An 18,011-nucleotide genomic window follows, 5' to 3' on the forward strand; every position below is an offset into this window, starting at 1 on the left:
TCATATTTCTGCAATCTCTGTCGTTATTATATAGAATATGCAGCCGTTTGTCATCATCGCAATCGTAAGTATTGCTTCTGGTGTGATAAACTGCTTTGCAGTCCGTCCGTGTCTCGTTCACGCAAACCCCGCCGTAGTCCTCGCCTTCGTTCTCTATTTTTATAAGATAATTCTCACCGTTATAGATAGTTATCGTTCCTGTGTCTGCTTTTGATATGCCCATTTCAGTGAGGAACGGCACGAATTTATATTTGAAATCGCCGTAAGTGCCTTTGAAAAATATATGCACTTTACCGTCCAGAATAACAAATGCTTTTGACCGCTGGTAGCCCATAAAGTATGCGCCTTTAAGGACGTTTTCCTGCTTTTCGGCAGGTTTTTCAGCTTTTGAAACGGTGGTTTCAACAGCTCTGGGAGCTTTGTCCGCAGGCAGATATGGCAGCATAAGAAGCACGGCGGCGGCAAGCACCTTTCGTTTGACAAGGGTATAGAGCAGGAACAGTATCATGAATCCTATGACATATTTATCAGGCTTGTACACCTGATAGAAAAAATCCGAGTGGTCAGAAAAGAATCTGACTATCCACATATGCACGTCTTCGAGGAAGAGCAGGGGAGCGATTGAGTGTTCAGGGAAAAAACAGTACAGCCCGAAAACAGCCATTTGCAATGCCACCACAGGCGACAGGATGATAGTGGATATTACAGACGATATGTTGAACATGCCGAACACAGCCGCGGCGGCAGGCATTATGAATGCGGAAGCCGCAAGACCCACCGCGACGGAAGCCATAAGGTTGTTGCGTATATTGGGTAGATATACCAGCCCCAACACGGCAGAGAACGACAAAATGAACGAGATATCTCCAAGAAGCGAAGGGGTTAAGAGTATGAACATGCTGGCGGCGAACAGAAGAAGTTTTCCCGTGTCTGTGCGGTAATCAAGAAGTTTTGCGCCCATTACGAAGAAACCGAACAGAGCCGCTCGGCAGACGGTAACAGTGAAACCTGTCAGCGGCATAAGCAGGAGCATTGAAAGCATCATAGGAATAAGTCTCAGTTTCGCAGGCAGAAAACTGAACAGAAAGAAGAGCATACCAGCCAGCACAGCGACGTGCATACCGGAAACAGATAGAAGGTGTCCAAGCCCCGTAACGAGGAAAAGATCGTTCATTGTCTGCGGGATGTAGCGCCTGTCGCCAAGGGTGAGCGCCTGTGTCAGCACCAATTTTCCGCCCGTGGCATAATACAGCCCGTCGGAAAGTTCTTCCCGTTTCAGCAGAATTGACTTTATGAACGGCACGGATGTTTTTTTGTCGATGTGTTCCGCGATATAGTAGCCAGCCGAAAAACGTCCTTCTTTCAGAAAAGAATAGGTCTTCTTGCGGAATTTGCCTGATAGCACGTCTCCGGGTTGTAATCCGGCTGGTGCCAAAAGGGAACCCCATGTGGTTTTATAAAGCCAATTATCACCTTCCGGTTTCTTTACCTCAGTGATGAGAAGATGCCCCGCAAGCAGATATGCCAATCCCGATGTCAGAATCCCGATGATTATTCCCGTGCGCTTACCGATGAAGATCGCAGGTAGCAGAAAACCCGATGCGAGCATAGCTTTTTCGGACGGATAGAACAGGACTGCCGAAAGCACCGACAGCACGAAGAACATTTCCGTTTTAAATTTAAACCGTTGCCACAGCAGGATTATCTTTTTAAGCATCATATATTTTAGCACAATTTACTGTTCACATCACAGCACTGATTTGATACAATATTTAAATCGCAAAATTTGATTCAGAGGTATCAATGTCCCAGAACAAAGAGTTCGTCCACCTGCACCTGCACACCCAGTATTCACTGCTGGACGGTGCCATAATCGTGGGCGACCTTATGAAGAAGATAAAAACCAACGGAACAACCCCCATCGTCGGCATATCCGACCACGGAACCATGCACGGCATAGTGGATTTCTATAAACAGGCGCTTGCCAACGACATAAAACCCATTCTCGGCTGCGAAGTGTACGTTGCGCCGGACAGCCGCAGAAATACGTCATACGAAAAAGGGCAGGACAGGAACTATCACCTTGTTCTGCAGGCAAAGAATAACAAAGGACTTTCAAACCTGCAAAAGCTGGTGTCCCTTGCACAATTTGAGGGCTTCCACTATAAACCGCGTATAGATAAAGAGATACTTGCACAATATTCCGAAGGTCTGATCGGTCTTTCCGCATGTCTGGCGGGTGAGATACCCAGAAAGCTGATGCGCGACAGATATGATGAGGCGCTTGCCGCCGCAATGGAATATAGAGATATCCTCGGTAAAGACGATTTCTTCCTTGAGATTCAGGAGAACGGCATAGAGGAACAGATGATGGTGAACCGTCAGATAATAAAGATGTCGCAGGAAACGGGCATCCCGCTGGTGGCTACGAACGACTGCCACTATCTGAACAAGGGCGACCACCTTAGCCATCAGGTTCTCATATGCATACAGACCCAGTCCACAGTAAACAGCCCCAACAGGTTCGAGATACACTCGGATCAGCTCTGGGTGAAAAGCCCCGAAGAGATGTGGGCGGCGTTCGGAGAAGTGCCTTCCGCACTGACAAACACCATGGCGATTGCGGAAAGATGCAACACGTCTATAGAGTTCGGACACCTGCACCTTCCGGAATATGAAGTCCCCGAAGGTTTCAACACAATCGCGGACTATCTGACACACCTTGCACGCAACGGGCTTGTGAAGAAACTGGCAAAAATTCCGGCAGAAAAGCATGAAATATATCATCAGAGGCTCAAAGAAGAGCTCGACGTTATCATAGGAAAACATTTCGACGGCTATTTCCTCATCGTATGGGACTTCATCAACCATTCGCGCACCATAGGCGTTCCGGTGGGACCCGGCAGGGGTTCCGGTGCCGGTTCTCTGGTGGCATACAGCATAGGTATCACGGATATTGACCCGATACGTTTTAATCTGCTTTTCGAGCGATTTCTGAACCCTGAAAGAGAATCCATGCCCGACTTCGATATAGATTTCTGCGTAAGAGGGCGTGAAGAGGTGATAAAGTACGTCCGCCAGAAATATGGCGACGACAGAGTTTCGCAGATCATCACATTCGGTAAGCTGATGGGCAGAAGCACAATTCGCGACGTAGGGCGTGTGCTTGAGGTGCCGCTGAAAGACGTGGATAAGCTGGCGAAGGCGCTGCCTTCCGACCCGGGTATGACGCTCCGCAAGGCTCTGGAGAAAGACCCTTCCCTGAACGACAACTTTAAAGAGGTTGAACAGGGTGAGGATATCCTCACCCACGCCGTAAAGCTTGAAGGACTTGTGCGAAACACGGGTATGCACGCGGCTGGCGTTGTCATTTCCGACAAACCCCTGAACGAATACGTTCCGCTTTGCAGAGGTCAGAACGAAGAGGTTATCACTCAGTTTGAAAAGGACACGCTGGAAGCTGTCGGACTTGTTAAGTTCGACTTTCTCGGTCTGAACAACCTCACAATCATAGATGAGGCGCTGAAGCGCATCAAAGAGAACCGGGGAGAGGATCTGGACATATCCAGAATCCCTCTGGACGATAAAAAGGTATATGACCTTCTCTGCCGCGGCGACACAACTGGGGTTTTCCAGTTGGAAAGCTCCGGTATGAAAAACCTTCTGAAAAAGCTGAAACCGGAAGAGTTTGAGGACATCATAGCCCTTGTTGCTCTGTACCGTCCCGGTCCCATGGAATCGGGCATGCTTGATTCTTTCGTAAAACGTAAATGGGGCGAAGAGGAGATCGACTATATTTTCCCTGAGCTTACGGAGATATTGAAAGAGACCCGCGGGGTGGTTATTTATCAGGAACAGGTTATGCAGATCGCCCAGATAGTTGCCGGTTATTCGCTCGGTTCGGCGGATAACCTGCGGCGCGCCATGGGTAAGAAGAAAGCCTATGAGATGGAAAAACAGAAAGAGTTTTTCCTCCATGGCGACGGAAAGACCATCCCAGGTGCGAAAAAGATGGGCTTCGATATGGTCATGGCGGAAGACCTGTTCGACAAACTGGCAAAATTCGCCGGATACGGTTTCAACAAGTCTCACTCAGCAGCATACGCACTTATTTCCTACCAGACCGCTTACCTGAAAGCAAATTACCCTGTGGAATACATGGCGGCTATCCTGTCATGCGAAATAGATAAAGGCGAAAAGATCGTGACCTTTACGGAAGAATGTAAAAGTATGGGCATAGAGGTGCATCCGCCGGATATCAACAAATCCGGAGCGTCGTTTGTTATAGATGGGAACACCATCCGTTTCGGACTGGGAGCTATTAAAAACGTGGGAATGAACGCCATCGAAGCGGCGCTGAAAGTGCGGGAAGAGGGCGGAGAGTTCAAAAATATATACGAGTACTGCTCGCGTGTAGACCTGCGTCTGAGCAATAAAAAAGTGCTGGAATCACTGGTAAAGGCGGGTGCGTTCGACAGTACGGGCAAGAACCGCAGGCAGAATCTTCAGGTGCTTGAAAAAGCTCTGGAAGAAGGACAGCGTAAGCAGAAGATGGAACAGCAGGGCATCATCTCTCTGGAATCTTTTCTTGAAGACGAAACGGAGAACGGCGGCGATAATGATTTCTTCCCCGACGTAACAGAGATGCCGGAGAACGAGCTTCTCAAGATGGAGAAGGAGGTACTGGATTTCTATATCTCAAACCACCCGCTTGCCGTTTATCACAATATTCTGAAGACCTTCACAGTGCCTATGGCGGAACTGAAAACTCCCGAAGCTTCGGGGCAGTATGTGATTGGCGGGCTTGTGAAAGCGATAAAGAACATTTTTACGAAAAAAGGCGACAAGATGGCTTTCGTGACCCTTGAGGACATGGACGGCGAACTTGACGTGGTTGTGTTCCCGCGGGTTTATGAGGAGACAGTGCGTCACCTTGTGGCAGATAAGATAGTTGTTGTCGCGGGCAGTGTAAACCATAAGGACGAGGAGACCACCATACTTGCCGATGCGATAATGGACGTGCCGGAAGCTGTGGAAAAACTCACCGAGCGGGTCACCATAAAACTCACCAGCCTCGGAATGACGACAGAGATAATCAGTAAGCTGAAAACCATTGTGAAACTTCATAAGGGCGATGTTCCAATAACGTTTTATCTGGAGCGTCCGAAGACCTTCGGAGTTTTTATAAACGCCGGAGAGGATTTTTATATCAAGCCTGACTTTGATTTCTATAAAGAGATAGATGACCTCATCGGCAAAGGCAGATATGAGATAAAATCCAAGGCATACGAACATAAAGAGCAGAAAACCAGCTTTTACAGAAAGCGCACGGGAGATTCATGAAAAAGGCACTTACAATAGCCGGTTCCGACTCCGGCGGCGGAGCGGGAATTCAGGCGGATATAAAATCCATGAGCGCGAACGGAGTGTTTGCCATGAGCGTCATAACGGCGGTTACGGCACAGAACACCCTCGGCGTTCAGGGATATGTCGATATACCTCTTGAATACATAGAGATGCAGATAGATTCAATATTTGCAGACCTTATACCCGATGCCGTAAAAACGGGGATGCTTTCCAACCCCGACACAGTTGCTCTGGTGTCTTTTAAATTGGCTCAGTACCATGTGGACAACCTTGTTGTAGATCCGGTTATGGTGGCGAAGGGCGGTTCGCCCCTGCTTCGTCAGGAGGCAGTAGATAAGATGAAAAATCTTCTTTTTCCGCAGGCGCTGGTACTGACGCCGAACATACCGGAGGCGGAGTTTATCACGGGTAAAAAGATAGTCAGCGGCGCCGACATGAAGGAAGTTTGCCTTGAAATAGCGGATATGGGTGTCCAGAATGTTCTTTTGAAGGGCGGACATATGGGAAGTCCTGAGGCGACAGACCTGCTCTATGACGGCAGCGAGTTCCATACGTTCACAACGCCGAGGATTGATACAAAAAACACCCATGGGACAGGCTGCACAATGGCGAGCGCAATAGCTGCCGGACTTGCCGGGGGGCTTTCAGTTTATGACGCGGTTGATGCTGCTAAAAAATACATACAAAAGGCGATAGAGCATGCCGACGAAATGCATGTCGGCTCAGGTCATGGACCTGTGAACCATTTCTGGATGATGAAGTAGCTATTTTTTAAGACGTTCCGCGCATTTGCGCAGGGTAAGAGTGAGGTCTTCCTTAACAACGGGTTTTTTGAGATATTCAAAAATACCTATTTCGGAAGCCTTATCTATATACGGTTTTTCATTGAACGCGGTGGTTATTACTATCACCGCATCGGGGTTTATCTCAAGTATCTTTTTCGCCATCTCAATGCCGTCCATAACAGGCATCTGTATGTCGGTTATAACTATGTCCGGACGGTTGGCTTTGTACATTTCAAGCCCTTCCTGTCCGTCTTTGGCGGTGAATATTGTTTCAAACCTTCTTTTCAGAAAGCGCATCAGACTCTCACGCACACTGGTATCGTCCTCAACATGCATGATGGAAAGGTTTTTTAAAAGTTCCACGTCTTTGATATATTCTTCGTTCATGATTCCCCTTGTTCAGTATATTTTATACCGACAAAAAGTTTGGCGCAATTAAAAATAAATTGATTTACATAAGGAAATTCTAAAAACAGGTGGAAATTAGTACGGGAACTTTATATATTTCTCATTGATGCACACAAACGGAGGTTCTACATGAGTGATTGCAATTCAGAGAACGCCTGTTCTTCCTGCTCTTCCGCGGCGGGATGCAGTACAGACGAGAAGAAACTGCACGCCAAGCAGCAGCTTGACGCAAGACTGAGCAAGATCAAATACAAGATCATGGTTATGAGCGGCAAGGGCGGCGTGGGAAAATCAACTGTCAGCGTGAGCCTCGCATCCGCTCTGCATTCGCTGGGTTACAGCGTAGGCATAATGGATGCGGATATCCACGGACCGAACGTTCCCAAAATGTTCGGGCTGACGCAGAAAGGTGTTCGCTCGGGGGAAAACGGAATCGTACCTTTTGAAGCGGCGGAGGGACTGAAAGTTATGTCCGTTGCTTTTCTTCTTGAAAATGACGACGACGCCATTATCTGGCGCGCACCCGTTAAACACGGTATGATCGAACAGTTCATATCCGATGTTGACTGGGGTGAGCTTGATTTTATTATAATTGACCTGCCCCCCGGCACAGGCGACGAGCCTTTAAGCGTTGCCCATGTCATAGGCGCTGTTGACGGCGCTGTGATCGTTACCACTCCGCAGGAGGTTGCGCTTCTGGATTCCAGAAAATCCGTGACTTTTGCCCGCAAGCTGAACATACCGATTCTCGGCATTGTTGAGAACATGAGCGGAATGGTATGCCCCCATTGCGGCGAAACTGTTGACCTTTTCAAATCAGGCGGTGGTGAAAAAGCTGCCAGTGAGATGGAGGTTAATTTCCTCGGCAGAGTGCCGATCGACCCCATGGTTGTCATTCAGGGCGACAGCGGAAAGCCCTACGTTCTTGAGGTGAAAGACACACCCACTGCGATTGCGTTCCGCAAGATAGCAGAGAACGTTGCGAAACAGACAATAGCAAAATAAATATTTATGTGGCGGGGCAACGCCCCGCCTGCTATAAAGACAGATATGAAACTATTTATTATTATAGGTTCCTTCTTAATGCTGGTCGTCGCTCTGGTTCACATATACTGGAGCCTTGGCGGCACACTGTTCATTGACAGAGCGCTACCCGAAAAAACCGACGGCAGGAAACTCTTTAAACCCACACGCGCAGGAACGGCGATAGTGGGTACTGTGCTTCTTGTTGTGGCAATGGCTGCGACTTCGCCGCTTTATATAAGCGACGCGCGCCTGCTCTCTATTTTCAGGATAGTGCTGATGTTCTTCTGTGTTGTTTTCTTCGTGCGGTTTATCGGCGATTTCAGATTCGTGGGTATATTCCGCAAAATACGCAACACCGGATTCGCAGAATACGACACCCTTGTCTATACCCCTTTAAGTCTTGTCTTTTCCCTCGTATGCGGACTTTCGGCGTATTTTTTTAATTCACTTGCCTGATCACCTGTAAAATTATATCCTTATTCCACAAGGTGAAATATGGGATATAAAACGCTGAAAAGCTGTCTGGACGATCTGGAAAGACACGGACAACTGAAAAGAATAGATGCTGAGATTGACCCTTATCTTGAAATTGGGGTTATTCAGAGAAAGGTTTATGAAGCTGGCGGACCCGCTCTGCTGTTTACAAATGTCAAAGGATGCAAATTTCCCATGGCGGGCAATATCTTCGGCACCATGGAGCGGACGAAATTCATATTCCGCGACACTCTTTCGTCTATTGAGGCGATGGTTAAGGCGAAGACCGACCCCGCTTATCTGTTCAAAAATCCATCAAAACTTCTTAAACTTCCTAAAGCGGCGCTGAATATACTGCCGAAAACTGTTAGTAATGCACCTGTTATGAAAAACAGGATAGGGCTTAGTGATCTGCCGCATTTCGTGGGCTGGGAAAAGGACGGCGGGGCGTTTATTACGTTGCCTCAGGTGTATACTGAATCACCTGAAAAAGCCGGATACAGAAACAGCAATCTGGGAATGTACCGCGTGCAGATATCGGGCAATGACTACGCACCTGACGAGGTGGGCATACACTACCAGATACACAGAGGGCTTGGGATTCACCACACGCAGGCACTCGCCAAAGGCGAACGTCTGAACGTGAATGTTTTTATCGGCGGCGCGCCATCAATGACAATCGCCGCTGTTATGCCTCTGCCGGAGGGGATGCCGGAGATATCTTTCGGCGGCGCACTGGGCGGACACCGTATGCCGTTTTTCAGACCGGAAAACGGAGCGGCGGTTTATGCGGAGGCGGATTTTGTTATCAGCGGTTATATAGACGGCTCGCTGAAACCGGAAGGACCTTTCGGCGACCATGTGGGCTACTACAGCCTGAAACACGACTTCCCAGTGATGAAAGTGACAGGCGTTTACCATCGCGACGATGCTATATTCCCGTTCACAACGGTGGGCAGACCCCCGCAGGAGGATACCAGTTTCGGCAATTTCATACACGAACTCACAGGCGAGCTTATCCCCGACGTTCTGCCGGGCGTGAAAGCTGTTCATGCAGTTGATGCGGCGGGTGTTCATCCATTGCTGTTTGCCATCGGCTCTGAACGCTATACCCCATACCAGAAGCAGGACGAACCCAAAGAGATTCTTACGCAGGCTAATGCCATTCTTGGTCAGGGACAGCTTTCTCTGGCGAAATATCTCTTTATCACAAACTTTTCGGACAACCCTGAACTTGACATACATGATCCGAAGGAATTTTTTACTCATGTGCTGGAACGTGTCGACTGGCGCAGAGACCTGCATTTCCAGACGTCTGTGACAATTGATACGCTGGACTATACGGGACACGGACTGAACAAGGGTTCCAAGGTCACTGTGGCTGTTTGCGGTGACAAAAAACGCACTCTTGCTGCTAAACTGCCGGAAAATTTGAATCTGCCTGACGGGTTTGATACTCCGAAGGTAGTTATGGACGGCGTTCTTGCCGTGCGTGCGCCGAAACATTCCGCGCCGCGCGGAGAATATGATCCTGCATTGATACGTTTCTGCGAATTTTTTGAAGTGGATAATCCTATAAACGGATTTCCTCTGATCGTGCTTGCGGACGACAGCGAATTCACCGCGGCGGATATCGCAAATTTCCTCTGGGTTACATTTACAAGGTCAAACCCTGCGAACGATGTCTATGGCATCGGAGCATTTGAACACGTCAAACATTTCGGATGTTCTGGGGCGCTTGTGATAGATGCACGGGTGAAAGCCTATCATCCCGAAGCGATGGAGATGGACGAAAGCGTCATAAAAAAAGTTGAGGCTATGGCGGCGAAGGGCGGCGCGCTGGAGGGGCTGTTCTGATGCGTATAGTATTATTTGCAGGTCCCAGTCAGGTGGGCTGGACGTTCAATTTCATGTCGGAGCTTAAGATATCTTTTGAAAAACTCGGCGCTGAATGTCTGCTCTTAAGATGCGAGGATATCTCTTTTTCAAATCTCCAAGCTGTTTTTGACCGCTTCAAACCGGATTTTTCACTCAGTATCAACCATATGTTTCCGAAATTTCTTGATAAAGCGAAAAAAGAATTCTTTTTTTATGACGCTTTGCAGGTTCCTCATTTTGTTTATCTCGTAGATAACCCTTATATCTGGCTGTCCAGCGGCACGATAAATTTCGACAGTAAATTTCTGCATGTCATAACAATTGATAATAAACATATTCTGCAACAGGCGGGCGTTTCGTCCGTCGCGGAGATTCCTTACGGATGCCCTGCTTCTCTGAAATGTCCCGCTTTGCAGTCGCCCGATGTTAAAAATATGCGGGTGTTCTTTGCCGGAAGTATTTCTTCCGCAAAGGCTGAAGCTGAAAAAGTAAACAACAGCAACCTCCTGCCGGAACAGAAACAGGCTGTGATAGCCTATTGTCAGGAGATATTCGGCGAGCTGTCCGATGAAAAGAAATTTTTGAAAACGAATCTGCTGGACAGGTTTTACAAAAAATATGAGGCGGAATTTTACGGCTATGTGAAGAACAACCGCGCACTTGCGGGGGCTTTCGGCGTGGTGGAGAAATTCTATGAATGCCTTGCCCGCGAGTTTTTCGTGAATCAGCTGAAAGAGAGCGGCATTCCGTGCCTGATGGCAGGTGATTCCGCTATGGCACAGCTTTGCGCCGGCGCACCGAATATGAAATATCTGGAGCCTGTGGAGTATGCAAGATTCGCCTCAATGCTTTCTCAGATGGCAGTAAACCTTAACGTCACTCCAAAACATCTGCATGTGCATGACAGAGTGACGTCAACTCTTATGTCCGGATCACTGCTCATTACAACGCCCATGCCCAAGCTGGTTGAGCGGATACCCGAACTGAAAGACGTTATTATTCAGGCAGAATTCGGCTCTGTTGAACATCTGAAAGAGATGGAGGCCGTGATAGGCAATAAAGCGGAATATCAGCGCCGCATCGACGCAGGGGTCGAGATAGCAGGCAAAGAGATGACATGGGACACTTGCGCCGAACGTATTCTGGATGAGGTGTTGATATGAATATAATTAGTAGTGAAAATGAAATTATTATTAGTGCTGGTGTTGTTGTACTTGGGTGGTTTGTGACACATCTTTTAATATCTTTTAAATCTGTTAGAGATGATAAAAGGAGAATTATAACAAACCATTTGATAAACGCTTATACCATATTAACCAATGATATTGCTCATCGATTACAAACGGATGAAAGAAGTAACAAACTAGAAAAATTGATTAGCCAAATTCAACTTTTTGGTGATAAAAAGCAAGTTGAACTGGTCAAAAAATTAGCTGACGATGTAGCCAATGGTTCAAGTTTCGAGCTTGACCCTTTAATTAATTCTTTGCGAGAGAGTTTAAGGAAATCATTAGGATTAAAGTCTATTACTGATAATGTTGTATGGTTAAGATTTGAAAAATTTAATAAAAAATAGTCAATATGACTTTTTATATTTCGTTTAGGTTAGATATTCCTAATCGGTCGGCGTTCACTGTCGTTCGATTCCACGTAAATAAAAAAGGATGAGGCAAAAGCCACATCCTTTTATAAATGCCTAGGACGGGAATCGAACCCGTACAGGAGTAAATCCCGAGGGATTTTAAATCCCTTGCGTCTACCAGTTCCGCCACCCAGGCAAGCCTATTCATTTGTAAAATACAGTCTTCTATCTTGTTCCCCTCTTTAGCAAAGAGGGTTAGGGGAGATTTATATTTTATAAAAACCCATTAATGTAGTGCCTCTTATAGCTTTTCGGTCTTCATGTGTCAAATGTTTATTCATCCTGCGAATATGTTTATATCCTCAGTAAATCAAAAATGTTGCATAGGGAAATATTGGTAACGTTATGTATTGTTGTTGAAAATATTGTGTTATGGTGTATAAAATAAATAAAATATACATATTGAGAATATGTCGTGAGGCAGATATGAGCATGAAAGTTAAGCAGATTTTCAATTCCGGCGTGATAAACAGTGTGGATGAAGAGACAGGCGAGACTAAATTATTTTATAAATGTTCTGCATATGTTTCCGGCGAAACAGGTTTTATGCATACCTTCATATCTGATAAAGCAGTTAAAGTCGGAGACGAGGTCAAATTTCCCGAATGGGTTCTCTCGGAGAACGTGCACGTTGACAGAGCAGGAAAAGTACAGATAAATATGGTTTGCGAACCTGAATGTGAAAGTGAAAAAGTACACTTAAGCAAAGTAAAATAACTTTCGCGTATCACAAAAGGAATGAGAATAACACTCCTTGGTATTCCTTACCGCCTATTTTAAGCGTTTCATGTCCTGCAACTGTGCCTTTTCGTGCCAGATAGAATCTATTGTTGGGAGCGCCGTCAAGAGTTTTTACTACCATATTCCGGCATTCATTTTCTTTGAAATATGTTCTTAAAGTTTCAAAAAGCTCGCTGCCGATACCTTGTCCATGATATTCGGGGTGTACATAAAGCCCTCTTGTTTCGCAGTCGTAAGTTCCTTCAAGAAAAACACCGGATGCAAACCCCAGAACATTTCCCTTATCTTCAAAGACATAAAATATTTCGGCTTCTGATGCTATTGTATCGGACATCAGTAGTTTGAATTTTTCGGTGTTGATGGACGCCAGATAGTCATCGGCTATTATGCCTTTGAAATCCTTCTGCCATGCCGCGGCTCGTATTTCGGAAATACTTTTTGCGTCCTCTTGTACAGCTTTTCTTATCATTCTTTAACTCTATCAGATGAAAATAACGGATTTTTCAGCTTTTTCAGACGCTGTTCCCACGACGGCTGCATTGGCGTAGCCTTCGTCTTTCAGTGCGGATACCATCTTTTCCGCGTCATTTTCTGAAACGCCTATCAAAAGCCCGCCGGAAGTCTGCGGGTCAAAGAACAGCATGTGTGAATTGTCTGGCGAGGTGGTGAATCCGCAGACGTCTTTCACAAACTCCATGGTTCCGTATGCGCCCGCAGGAATGATGAACTGCGAGGCGTATTCCCTTGAACCATCCTGATATGTGAAACATTTGCTGTCGAATGTGACTGTCTTACCGGAGCCGTTTGCCATCTCGTGTCCGTGTCCTGCCATTCCGAATCCCGTGACATCAGTACATGCGGAAACATTGAATCTGCGCAACAGCTTTGAAGCGTTGCCATTTGAAAGGAGCATCGTATCTGTGACGGACTTGATATGTTCCTCAGTTGCCATACCTGCTTTCAGGGCGGTCGTGACAAGACCTATACCCAGCTTTTTGGTATAGATGAGAACGTCACCTGTTCTCAGCCCGTGGTTCTTATAGAATCGCTTGTCTTCTATCACTCCGGTGACGGAGAAACCCAGCTTTATTTCGTTGTCAGCGATAGTGTGACCGCCGCATAGTGCCGCGCCTGCTTTAGCACATTCATCCGCCGCGCCCTGCATCATCGCCTGTATGATTGTTTTGTCCATGGAACAGTTAAGCATGAAAACACTGAGAGCCGTGACAGGACGTCCGCCCATGGCGTATACGTCGCTGATTGAATTGTTTGCCGAAATCCGCCCGAAAAGGTATGGATCGTCCACAACGGGCGTAATGAAATCAACGGTCTGCACCAGATATGTACCGTTTCCGAGGTCGAACACAGCAGCATCGTCGCCCGTTTCAAACCCAACAATGAGGTTATCTGGGCGGTACAGTTTCAATCCTGAAAGTACTTCCGCCAGGTCGCCCGGACCCGTCTTGGCGGCTCAGCCGGCCGCTTTAGCGTATTCAGTCAGACGTTTTACGTCCATCTTGTCCTCCGATAAACAAAAAAAGGCACGCAAAACGATGACCGTTAGCGTGCCTTTAACATCGTCAGTTAAAGATTATTTATGAAGCTCTTGGCAAGCCTGATAAATATATTTGAACAGTTCGGCAGTATCGCCTTCATCAAGGCAAGAGAAAGCAAGACGGAGGTCTGTGCTGCTTGCGGAGATGGTGCCTATGCCGTATTTGTCCAGAAGGTAAATTCTGAGCTGTTCAGCGTCCACATTTTTCAGCTTAAGGCACATAAAGTAGCCTGAGTTGAAAGGATATGAAGTGAACTCGTCTGTGTAGTCGTTTTCTTTGAGCACTTTTTTGAAGCTGAGTGCGCGTCCTTTCATTATTTTCACTTTTTCCGCACGTTGTGCATCGAAAGCGGGGTCGTTCAGAGCTTTCAGAACGATTGACTGAGAAGGATGCGGGCAGTTTGATATAGTGCCTCTGATGAGACCTGTGAGTTTTTTCTCCAGTGCAGCCATCATGCCGGACTGATCGCCGCCTGCTGTTGCGCCGAAGGTCACGAAACCTACACGGAAGCCCCATACGAAGTGTTCTTTTGTAGCTCCGTCCAGTTTGATGGGGAGCAGGTTTTTGCTGCGTCCCACAAGGAGGCTGAACACTGATTCAGGGTAAATGTCGTCTTCATAGAACAGACCGAAGTATGCGTCGTCAGTGATGACAATAACTTTTGAACCGGATTCGGCTATCGCGGTGAGACCGTCGGCGATTGCATGCGCCTCGGAAACAGTGGGGGCATAGCCTGACGGGTTGTTGGGGAAGTTAAGAATAACAACAACTTTACCTTTTATGCGCGCTGTTTCTTTACATTTTTCAAGGAGCGCTTCGACGTTGAAGCCGCCTTTGTCGTTGAACGTAGCGAAAGTAGCTATTTCCGCGCCGCCGATGGTTACAAAAGTAAGGCGGTAGTTACCCCAGAATTTATCCGGCAGAACGAGGGTGTCGCCTTTTTCAAGGAACATGTCACCCATGAGTTTCAGACCGTGTGTCAGAGCGTTTGTGACAATGGGGCTGCTCATCTGTTTTCCGGCGAGGGAAGGGCAGTCTTTAAGGATTTTTTCTGCCCATCTTTTTCTGAGTTCCGGTTTGCCTGATGAGGGCGCATATGTAAAAAGATCTGAAGGTTTCATGTCGTTGAAAGACTTGTAAACGCTGTCCAGATACATAGGTCCTTTTTTGTCCGTAGCAATACCGATCGTTACGTTGAATTTGTGTGCTTTTTCCTTTGCCTCGGCAGATTGTGTTATGATGCCTTTGGGCATGAAAAGGTTTTTTCCGAGATCGGAAAGCATCTCAAGAACGATGGGGCTGTCTTTTGCAATTTGCTCATTAAGCTCTTTAGCCAATGGATTCATGATAATTATACCTCCGTTAAAAAGGCAAAAGTAATATATTATACTTACTTGACTTTGTTTTTGAAAGGCAAATGTTGTAATATAACATGTACACACTTAAAAAAGCGGAGGTAATTATGAGCCAGTCTATGCAGAAAGCACTGAAAACAGCCTATGAGGCGGAGAAAGAGGGGATGAGAAGTTATATGAAATTCGCAAAAGACACCAGTGTCATCAGCGGAAAAGACATGTTCATCCAGCTTGCTCTCGACGAGATTGACCATATGGAGATGATAGAGAAATTTATGGAAAAAGCTCTCGCTGGCGAAATGTTCACTCCTGTTAATGTTCCTCCTGCAAGAATATCCAAATTTATGCCGAAAATTTCTGACGCTTCCAGGAAAAAGACAGAAAAATCTTCTGTCAGCGATGAAACGGCTCTTAAGATAGCTCTCGCCCATGAAGAGAAAGCCCGCAATTTCTATAAAGATGAAGCAGAAAAGACCAATGATGCTGAGTTAAAAGCATTTTTCATGAAACTTTCCGATGTTGAACAGAAGCACCACGACATAATTCAGGCGGAGCTTGACTTCATGGCTCAGGACGGATTCTGGTTTGATGCCATGGAGTTTTCGCTGGAAAAATAATTTGAGAAAATCTTCTGATAAGTAGTTGACAAAGGGGTAGGATATTGATATATTCTCCCCCTCGACAATCCCCGATAGCTCAATCGGCAGAGCAATTGACTGTTAATCAATAGGTTACTGGTTCAAGTCCAGTTCGGGGAGTTTAGAAAGGTCTTGCAAATGCAAGACCTTTTTTATTATCCACTTTTAATCGATTTTCTCAGAAATTTTTCGTGTTAATACCATGTGAGTGCGGTGGTTATAGGCAAAACAGGCGCTTGTTAATCTTTTGATTTGAGTATATTGAAAAAATAGTTCTGGTTGTTGCCTGCCTTAATGCAATCCGATTTTATTTATTTAGTTTGTTTCTGCAACACTGACGTCGTTTAATCGGGTGTATTCGGGAGCATTACCATATTGTTCAGGATCATCCTGTTTTTTGACATTATTTGAATATGTTGAGTCGTTATAAATCATGGTTATGCTTCCGCTACCATCTTTCATGGTCAGAGTTTTCACTTTTTTGCCGTTTTCGTTTCTTGATTCAGCTACATCATACTCACTCTCAGATATGCCGTTGAGTTCGATAATTGTGTCTTCTGTCACGCCTTCAATGATGTCGTGTCCATCGCCTCTATTGTATCTGATAACATCCTGAATATTTTCATCTTTCTGGAATATCGAGTGGTGAAGTTTGATATAGTCGTCGCCTGTACCGCCAGATATTATACCTGAGGCTGTTATAGTATCGTTTCCTGCTCCGCCGTTAACAATGACATTATTGGAGTTCTCGACTGTTATGATATCATCTCCATCTCCTCCATCTACAATAACATTACTGGAATGTTGAACATTGGTGATGTCGTCACCTTTACCGCCGTTTATTGTTAAGTTGTCAGACGAAATGACATATGTAGTATCGTCCCCATCTCCATTGTTTATATTCAATGAATTTGAGGAGTATACGGTCGTTTTATCATTCCCATCTCCTTCATCTATAGAGACATTGCTAGAGGAGCTTATTTCTATTGAGTCGTTTCCGTTTCCGCTATCAATTGCAACATTATTGGAGGTATTTGCAGTAATAATGTCGTTTCCATTACCGCTTTTTATGGCAATTCCGCTTGATCCTGATGAGAAAACGCGGTCATCGCCATCTCCTGAATTAATGAGGACATTTTTAGAACCCATAACCCCTATACCATCATTGCTGCCACCGCTATTAATAATAACATTGCTTGAATTATTCACTCTCAGGCGGTCACTGCCTTCTCCTGTGTTAGTAATGACATTATTACTGTCATTCACTCCTATTTCTCTCGTGCCTTTAGTTACATTCAGAACGACATTTTCACTATTAGAAACTGATACGCTGGATTCATCACCATCATAATATACGTTGTTGGCAAATCTTATATTTGCATGTTGACCGTCGGGGCTAATGCTTGACCATTCCCCTTTTTTCTTAAATTCATCAGATATTTTTGCCGTCTGAGCAAGGGTTTCTGATGATAACGTTTGGTTTTCAATATTATCGAAAACTTCACGGATACCGCTCATGAAGCTGTTTTCTCCTGCGAAGGAATTGAATATGTTCTTCTGGATACTGCCAAATATGTTGTATGTGGCGGATGTATTTGATACGGACGGGATGTATTATCTGTGTTCGCTATTTCAGACGCTTTTTGATTGTTGGATTGAGACGTATTAAAAAAGCTGTAGTCATGGCTGTTACCTGCGCCTGATATTATCATGCCATACCTCGATAAAGAACATACGTAAAATTAACCTGACATCTTTATTGTCCAATTGTGAAATTGCTTAACATAAATTATGAAGAATTGATGATGTCTTATAATATTTTCCAGACATATTAGCAGAATCCAATACTTTGCACATGTGTCGTGGTTATTCAACCTGTTTTGCAGATAAATTTTAAGCTCAGTTTTATTCAATATCCAGGAATGTTATCATATAGTAGTTGAAAAGGTAATTTCAAATTAATCTCGTAATATTACTTATTACATCAGTTGGAGTTAGTGTTTTTTCACTTGTTTCAAAGCAAACATACCCGTTAACTTTTAACGAACCTGCAACGTCACCCAAGCCAGAGCAGGCGTTGTTAATAAGCACATCCATTCCTGTTATTTTTGTGTTAATATCCATAAGCAAAAAACGGAGCA

General features: G+C 45.6%; 16 protein-coding genes and 2 tRNA genes. 10 read left to right on the forward strand and 8 right to left on the reverse strand.

Going from position 1 to position 18,011, the window contains the following annotated elements; all coding sequences use genetic code 11:
- The coding region (locus LRY47_RS04795; protein WP_295223066.1) for a ComEC/Rec2 family competence protein at positions 1-1,717 on the reverse strand (1,717 nt) is incomplete at its 3' end.
- An 86-nt stretch (positions 1,718-1,803) separates the two neighbouring features.
- On the opposite strand from LRY47_RS04795, the gene LRY47_RS04800 reads away from it, so the two are divergent.
- Both LRY47_RS04800 and thiD read left to right on the forward strand, forming a co-directional pair.
- On the forward strand, positions 1,804-5,343 hold the full coding sequence (locus LRY47_RS04800) for a DNA polymerase III subunit alpha (protein WP_295223068.1): 3,540 nt from the start codon (positions 1,804-1,806) through the stop codon (positions 5,341-5,343).
- Entirely contained in the window at positions 5,340-6,131 is a 792-nt protein-coding gene (gene thiD, locus LRY47_RS04805; RefSeq protein ID WP_295223070.1) for a bifunctional hydroxymethylpyrimidine kinase/phosphomethylpyrimidine kinase, read from the forward strand. Before LRY47_RS04800 ends, thiD begins: the two co-directional genes overlap by 4 nt.
- Here thiD and LRY47_RS04810 read toward each other — a convergent pair whose 3' ends face one another.
- Positions 6,132-6,539, reverse strand: a complete 408-nt coding sequence (locus LRY47_RS04810) for a response regulator (RefSeq protein ID WP_295223072.1) — start codon at positions 6,537-6,539, stop codon at positions 6,132-6,134. It lies immediately after the preceding gene.
- Positions 6,540-6,689: 150 nt separating this feature from the next.
- Between LRY47_RS04810 and LRY47_RS04815 the strand changes: the two genes are divergently transcribed.
- The 5 genes from LRY47_RS04815 to LRY47_RS04835 are packed head-to-tail and all read left to right on the forward strand — an operon-like array spanning position 6,690 to position 11,514.
- Entirely contained in the window at positions 6,690-7,565 is an 876-nt protein-coding gene (locus tag LRY47_RS04815; RefSeq protein ID WP_295223073.1) for an Mrp/NBP35 family ATP-binding protein, read from the forward strand.
- A 45-nt stretch (positions 7,566-7,610) separates the two neighbouring features.
- Entirely contained in the window at positions 7,611-8,042 is a 432-nt protein-coding gene (locus LRY47_RS04820; RefSeq protein ID WP_295223075.1) for a DUF3995 domain-containing protein, read from the forward strand.
- A gap of 39 nt (positions 8,043-8,081) precedes the next feature.
- Entirely contained in the window at positions 8,082-9,917 is a 1,836-nt protein-coding gene (locus tag LRY47_RS04825) for a UbiD family decarboxylase (protein ID WP_295223076.1), read from the forward strand.
- Entirely contained in the window at positions 9,917-11,101 is a 1,185-nt protein-coding gene (locus LRY47_RS04830) for a hypothetical protein (protein ID WP_295223077.1), read from the forward strand. The genes LRY47_RS04825 and LRY47_RS04830 overlap by 1 nt, the downstream gene beginning before the upstream one ends.
- On the forward strand, positions 11,098-11,514 hold the full coding sequence (locus tag LRY47_RS04835; RefSeq protein WP_295223079.1) for a hypothetical protein: 417 nt from the start codon (positions 11,098-11,100) through the stop codon (positions 11,512-11,514). The genes LRY47_RS04830 and LRY47_RS04835 overlap by 4 nt, the downstream gene beginning before the upstream one ends.
- A gap of 117 nt (positions 11,515-11,631) precedes the next feature.
- On the opposite strand, the gene LRY47_RS04840 is transcribed toward LRY47_RS04835, so the two are convergent.
- Positions 11,632-11,716, reverse strand: a tRNA-Leu gene (locus LRY47_RS04840).
- Between the two features lie 290 nt (positions 11,717-12,006).
- Between LRY47_RS04840 and LRY47_RS04845 the strand changes: the two genes are divergently transcribed.
- Complete coding sequence (locus LRY47_RS04845) at positions 12,007-12,297, forward strand: hypothetical protein (RefSeq protein WP_295223081.1); 291 nt, start codon at positions 12,007-12,009, stop codon at positions 12,295-12,297.
- 10 nt (positions 12,298-12,307) lie between these two features.
- On the opposite strand, the gene LRY47_RS04850 is transcribed toward LRY47_RS04845, so the two are convergent.
- The 3 genes from LRY47_RS04850 to LRY47_RS04860 form a co-directional block, all read right to left on the reverse strand.
- The gene (locus tag LRY47_RS04850) at positions 12,308-12,790 is read right to left on the reverse strand and encodes a GNAT family N-acetyltransferase (RefSeq protein ID WP_295223083.1); all 483 of its coding nucleotides are present in this window, start codon (positions 12,788-12,790) and stop codon (positions 12,308-12,310) included.
- Positions 12,791-12,802: 12 nt separating this feature from the next.
- Positions 12,803-13,837: a selenide, water dikinase SelD gene (selD, locus tag LRY47_RS04855; RefSeq protein WP_295223085.1), complete on the reverse strand. Its 1,035-nt coding sequence runs from the start codon at positions 13,835-13,837 to the stop codon at positions 12,803-12,805.
- Positions 13,838-13,912: 75 nt separating this feature from the next.
- Positions 13,913-15,223, reverse strand: a complete 1,311-nt coding sequence (locus LRY47_RS04860; RefSeq protein ID WP_295223086.1) for an aminotransferase class I/II-fold pyridoxal phosphate-dependent enzyme — start codon at positions 15,221-15,223, stop codon at positions 13,913-13,915.
- 116 nt (positions 15,224-15,339) lie between these two features.
- Between LRY47_RS04860 and LRY47_RS04865 the strand changes: the two genes are divergently transcribed.
- Together LRY47_RS04865 and LRY47_RS04870 are read left to right on the forward strand one after the other, a co-directional pair.
- Positions 15,340-15,849 (forward strand): ferritin family protein, encoded by a 510-nt coding sequence (locus LRY47_RS04865; protein ID WP_295223087.1) that lies wholly within the window; start codon positions 15,340-15,342, stop codon positions 15,847-15,849.
- Positions 15,850-15,917: 68 nt separating this feature from the next.
- Positions 15,918-15,990, forward strand: a tRNA-Asn gene (locus LRY47_RS04870).
- Between the two features lie 195 nt (positions 15,991-16,185).
- On the opposite strand, the gene LRY47_RS04875 is transcribed toward LRY47_RS04870, so the two are convergent.
- Positions 16,186-17,388, reverse strand: coding sequence for a hypothetical protein (locus LRY47_RS04875; protein ID WP_295223089.1), 1,203 nt, complete (start codon positions 17,386-17,388; stop codon positions 16,186-16,188).
- Between the two features lie 435 nt (positions 17,389-17,823).
- Positions 17,824-17,994: a hypothetical protein gene (locus LRY47_RS04880; protein ID WP_295223091.1), complete on the reverse strand. Its 171-nt coding sequence runs from the start codon at positions 17,992-17,994 to the stop codon at positions 17,824-17,826.
- Between the last annotated feature and the right edge of the window lie 17 nt (positions 17,995-18,011).

The organism is Seleniivibrio sp., from assembly GCF_021209385.1.
Taxonomy (GTDB): domain Bacteria; phylum Chrysiogenota; class Deferribacteres; order Deferribacterales; family Geovibrionaceae; genus Seleniivibrio.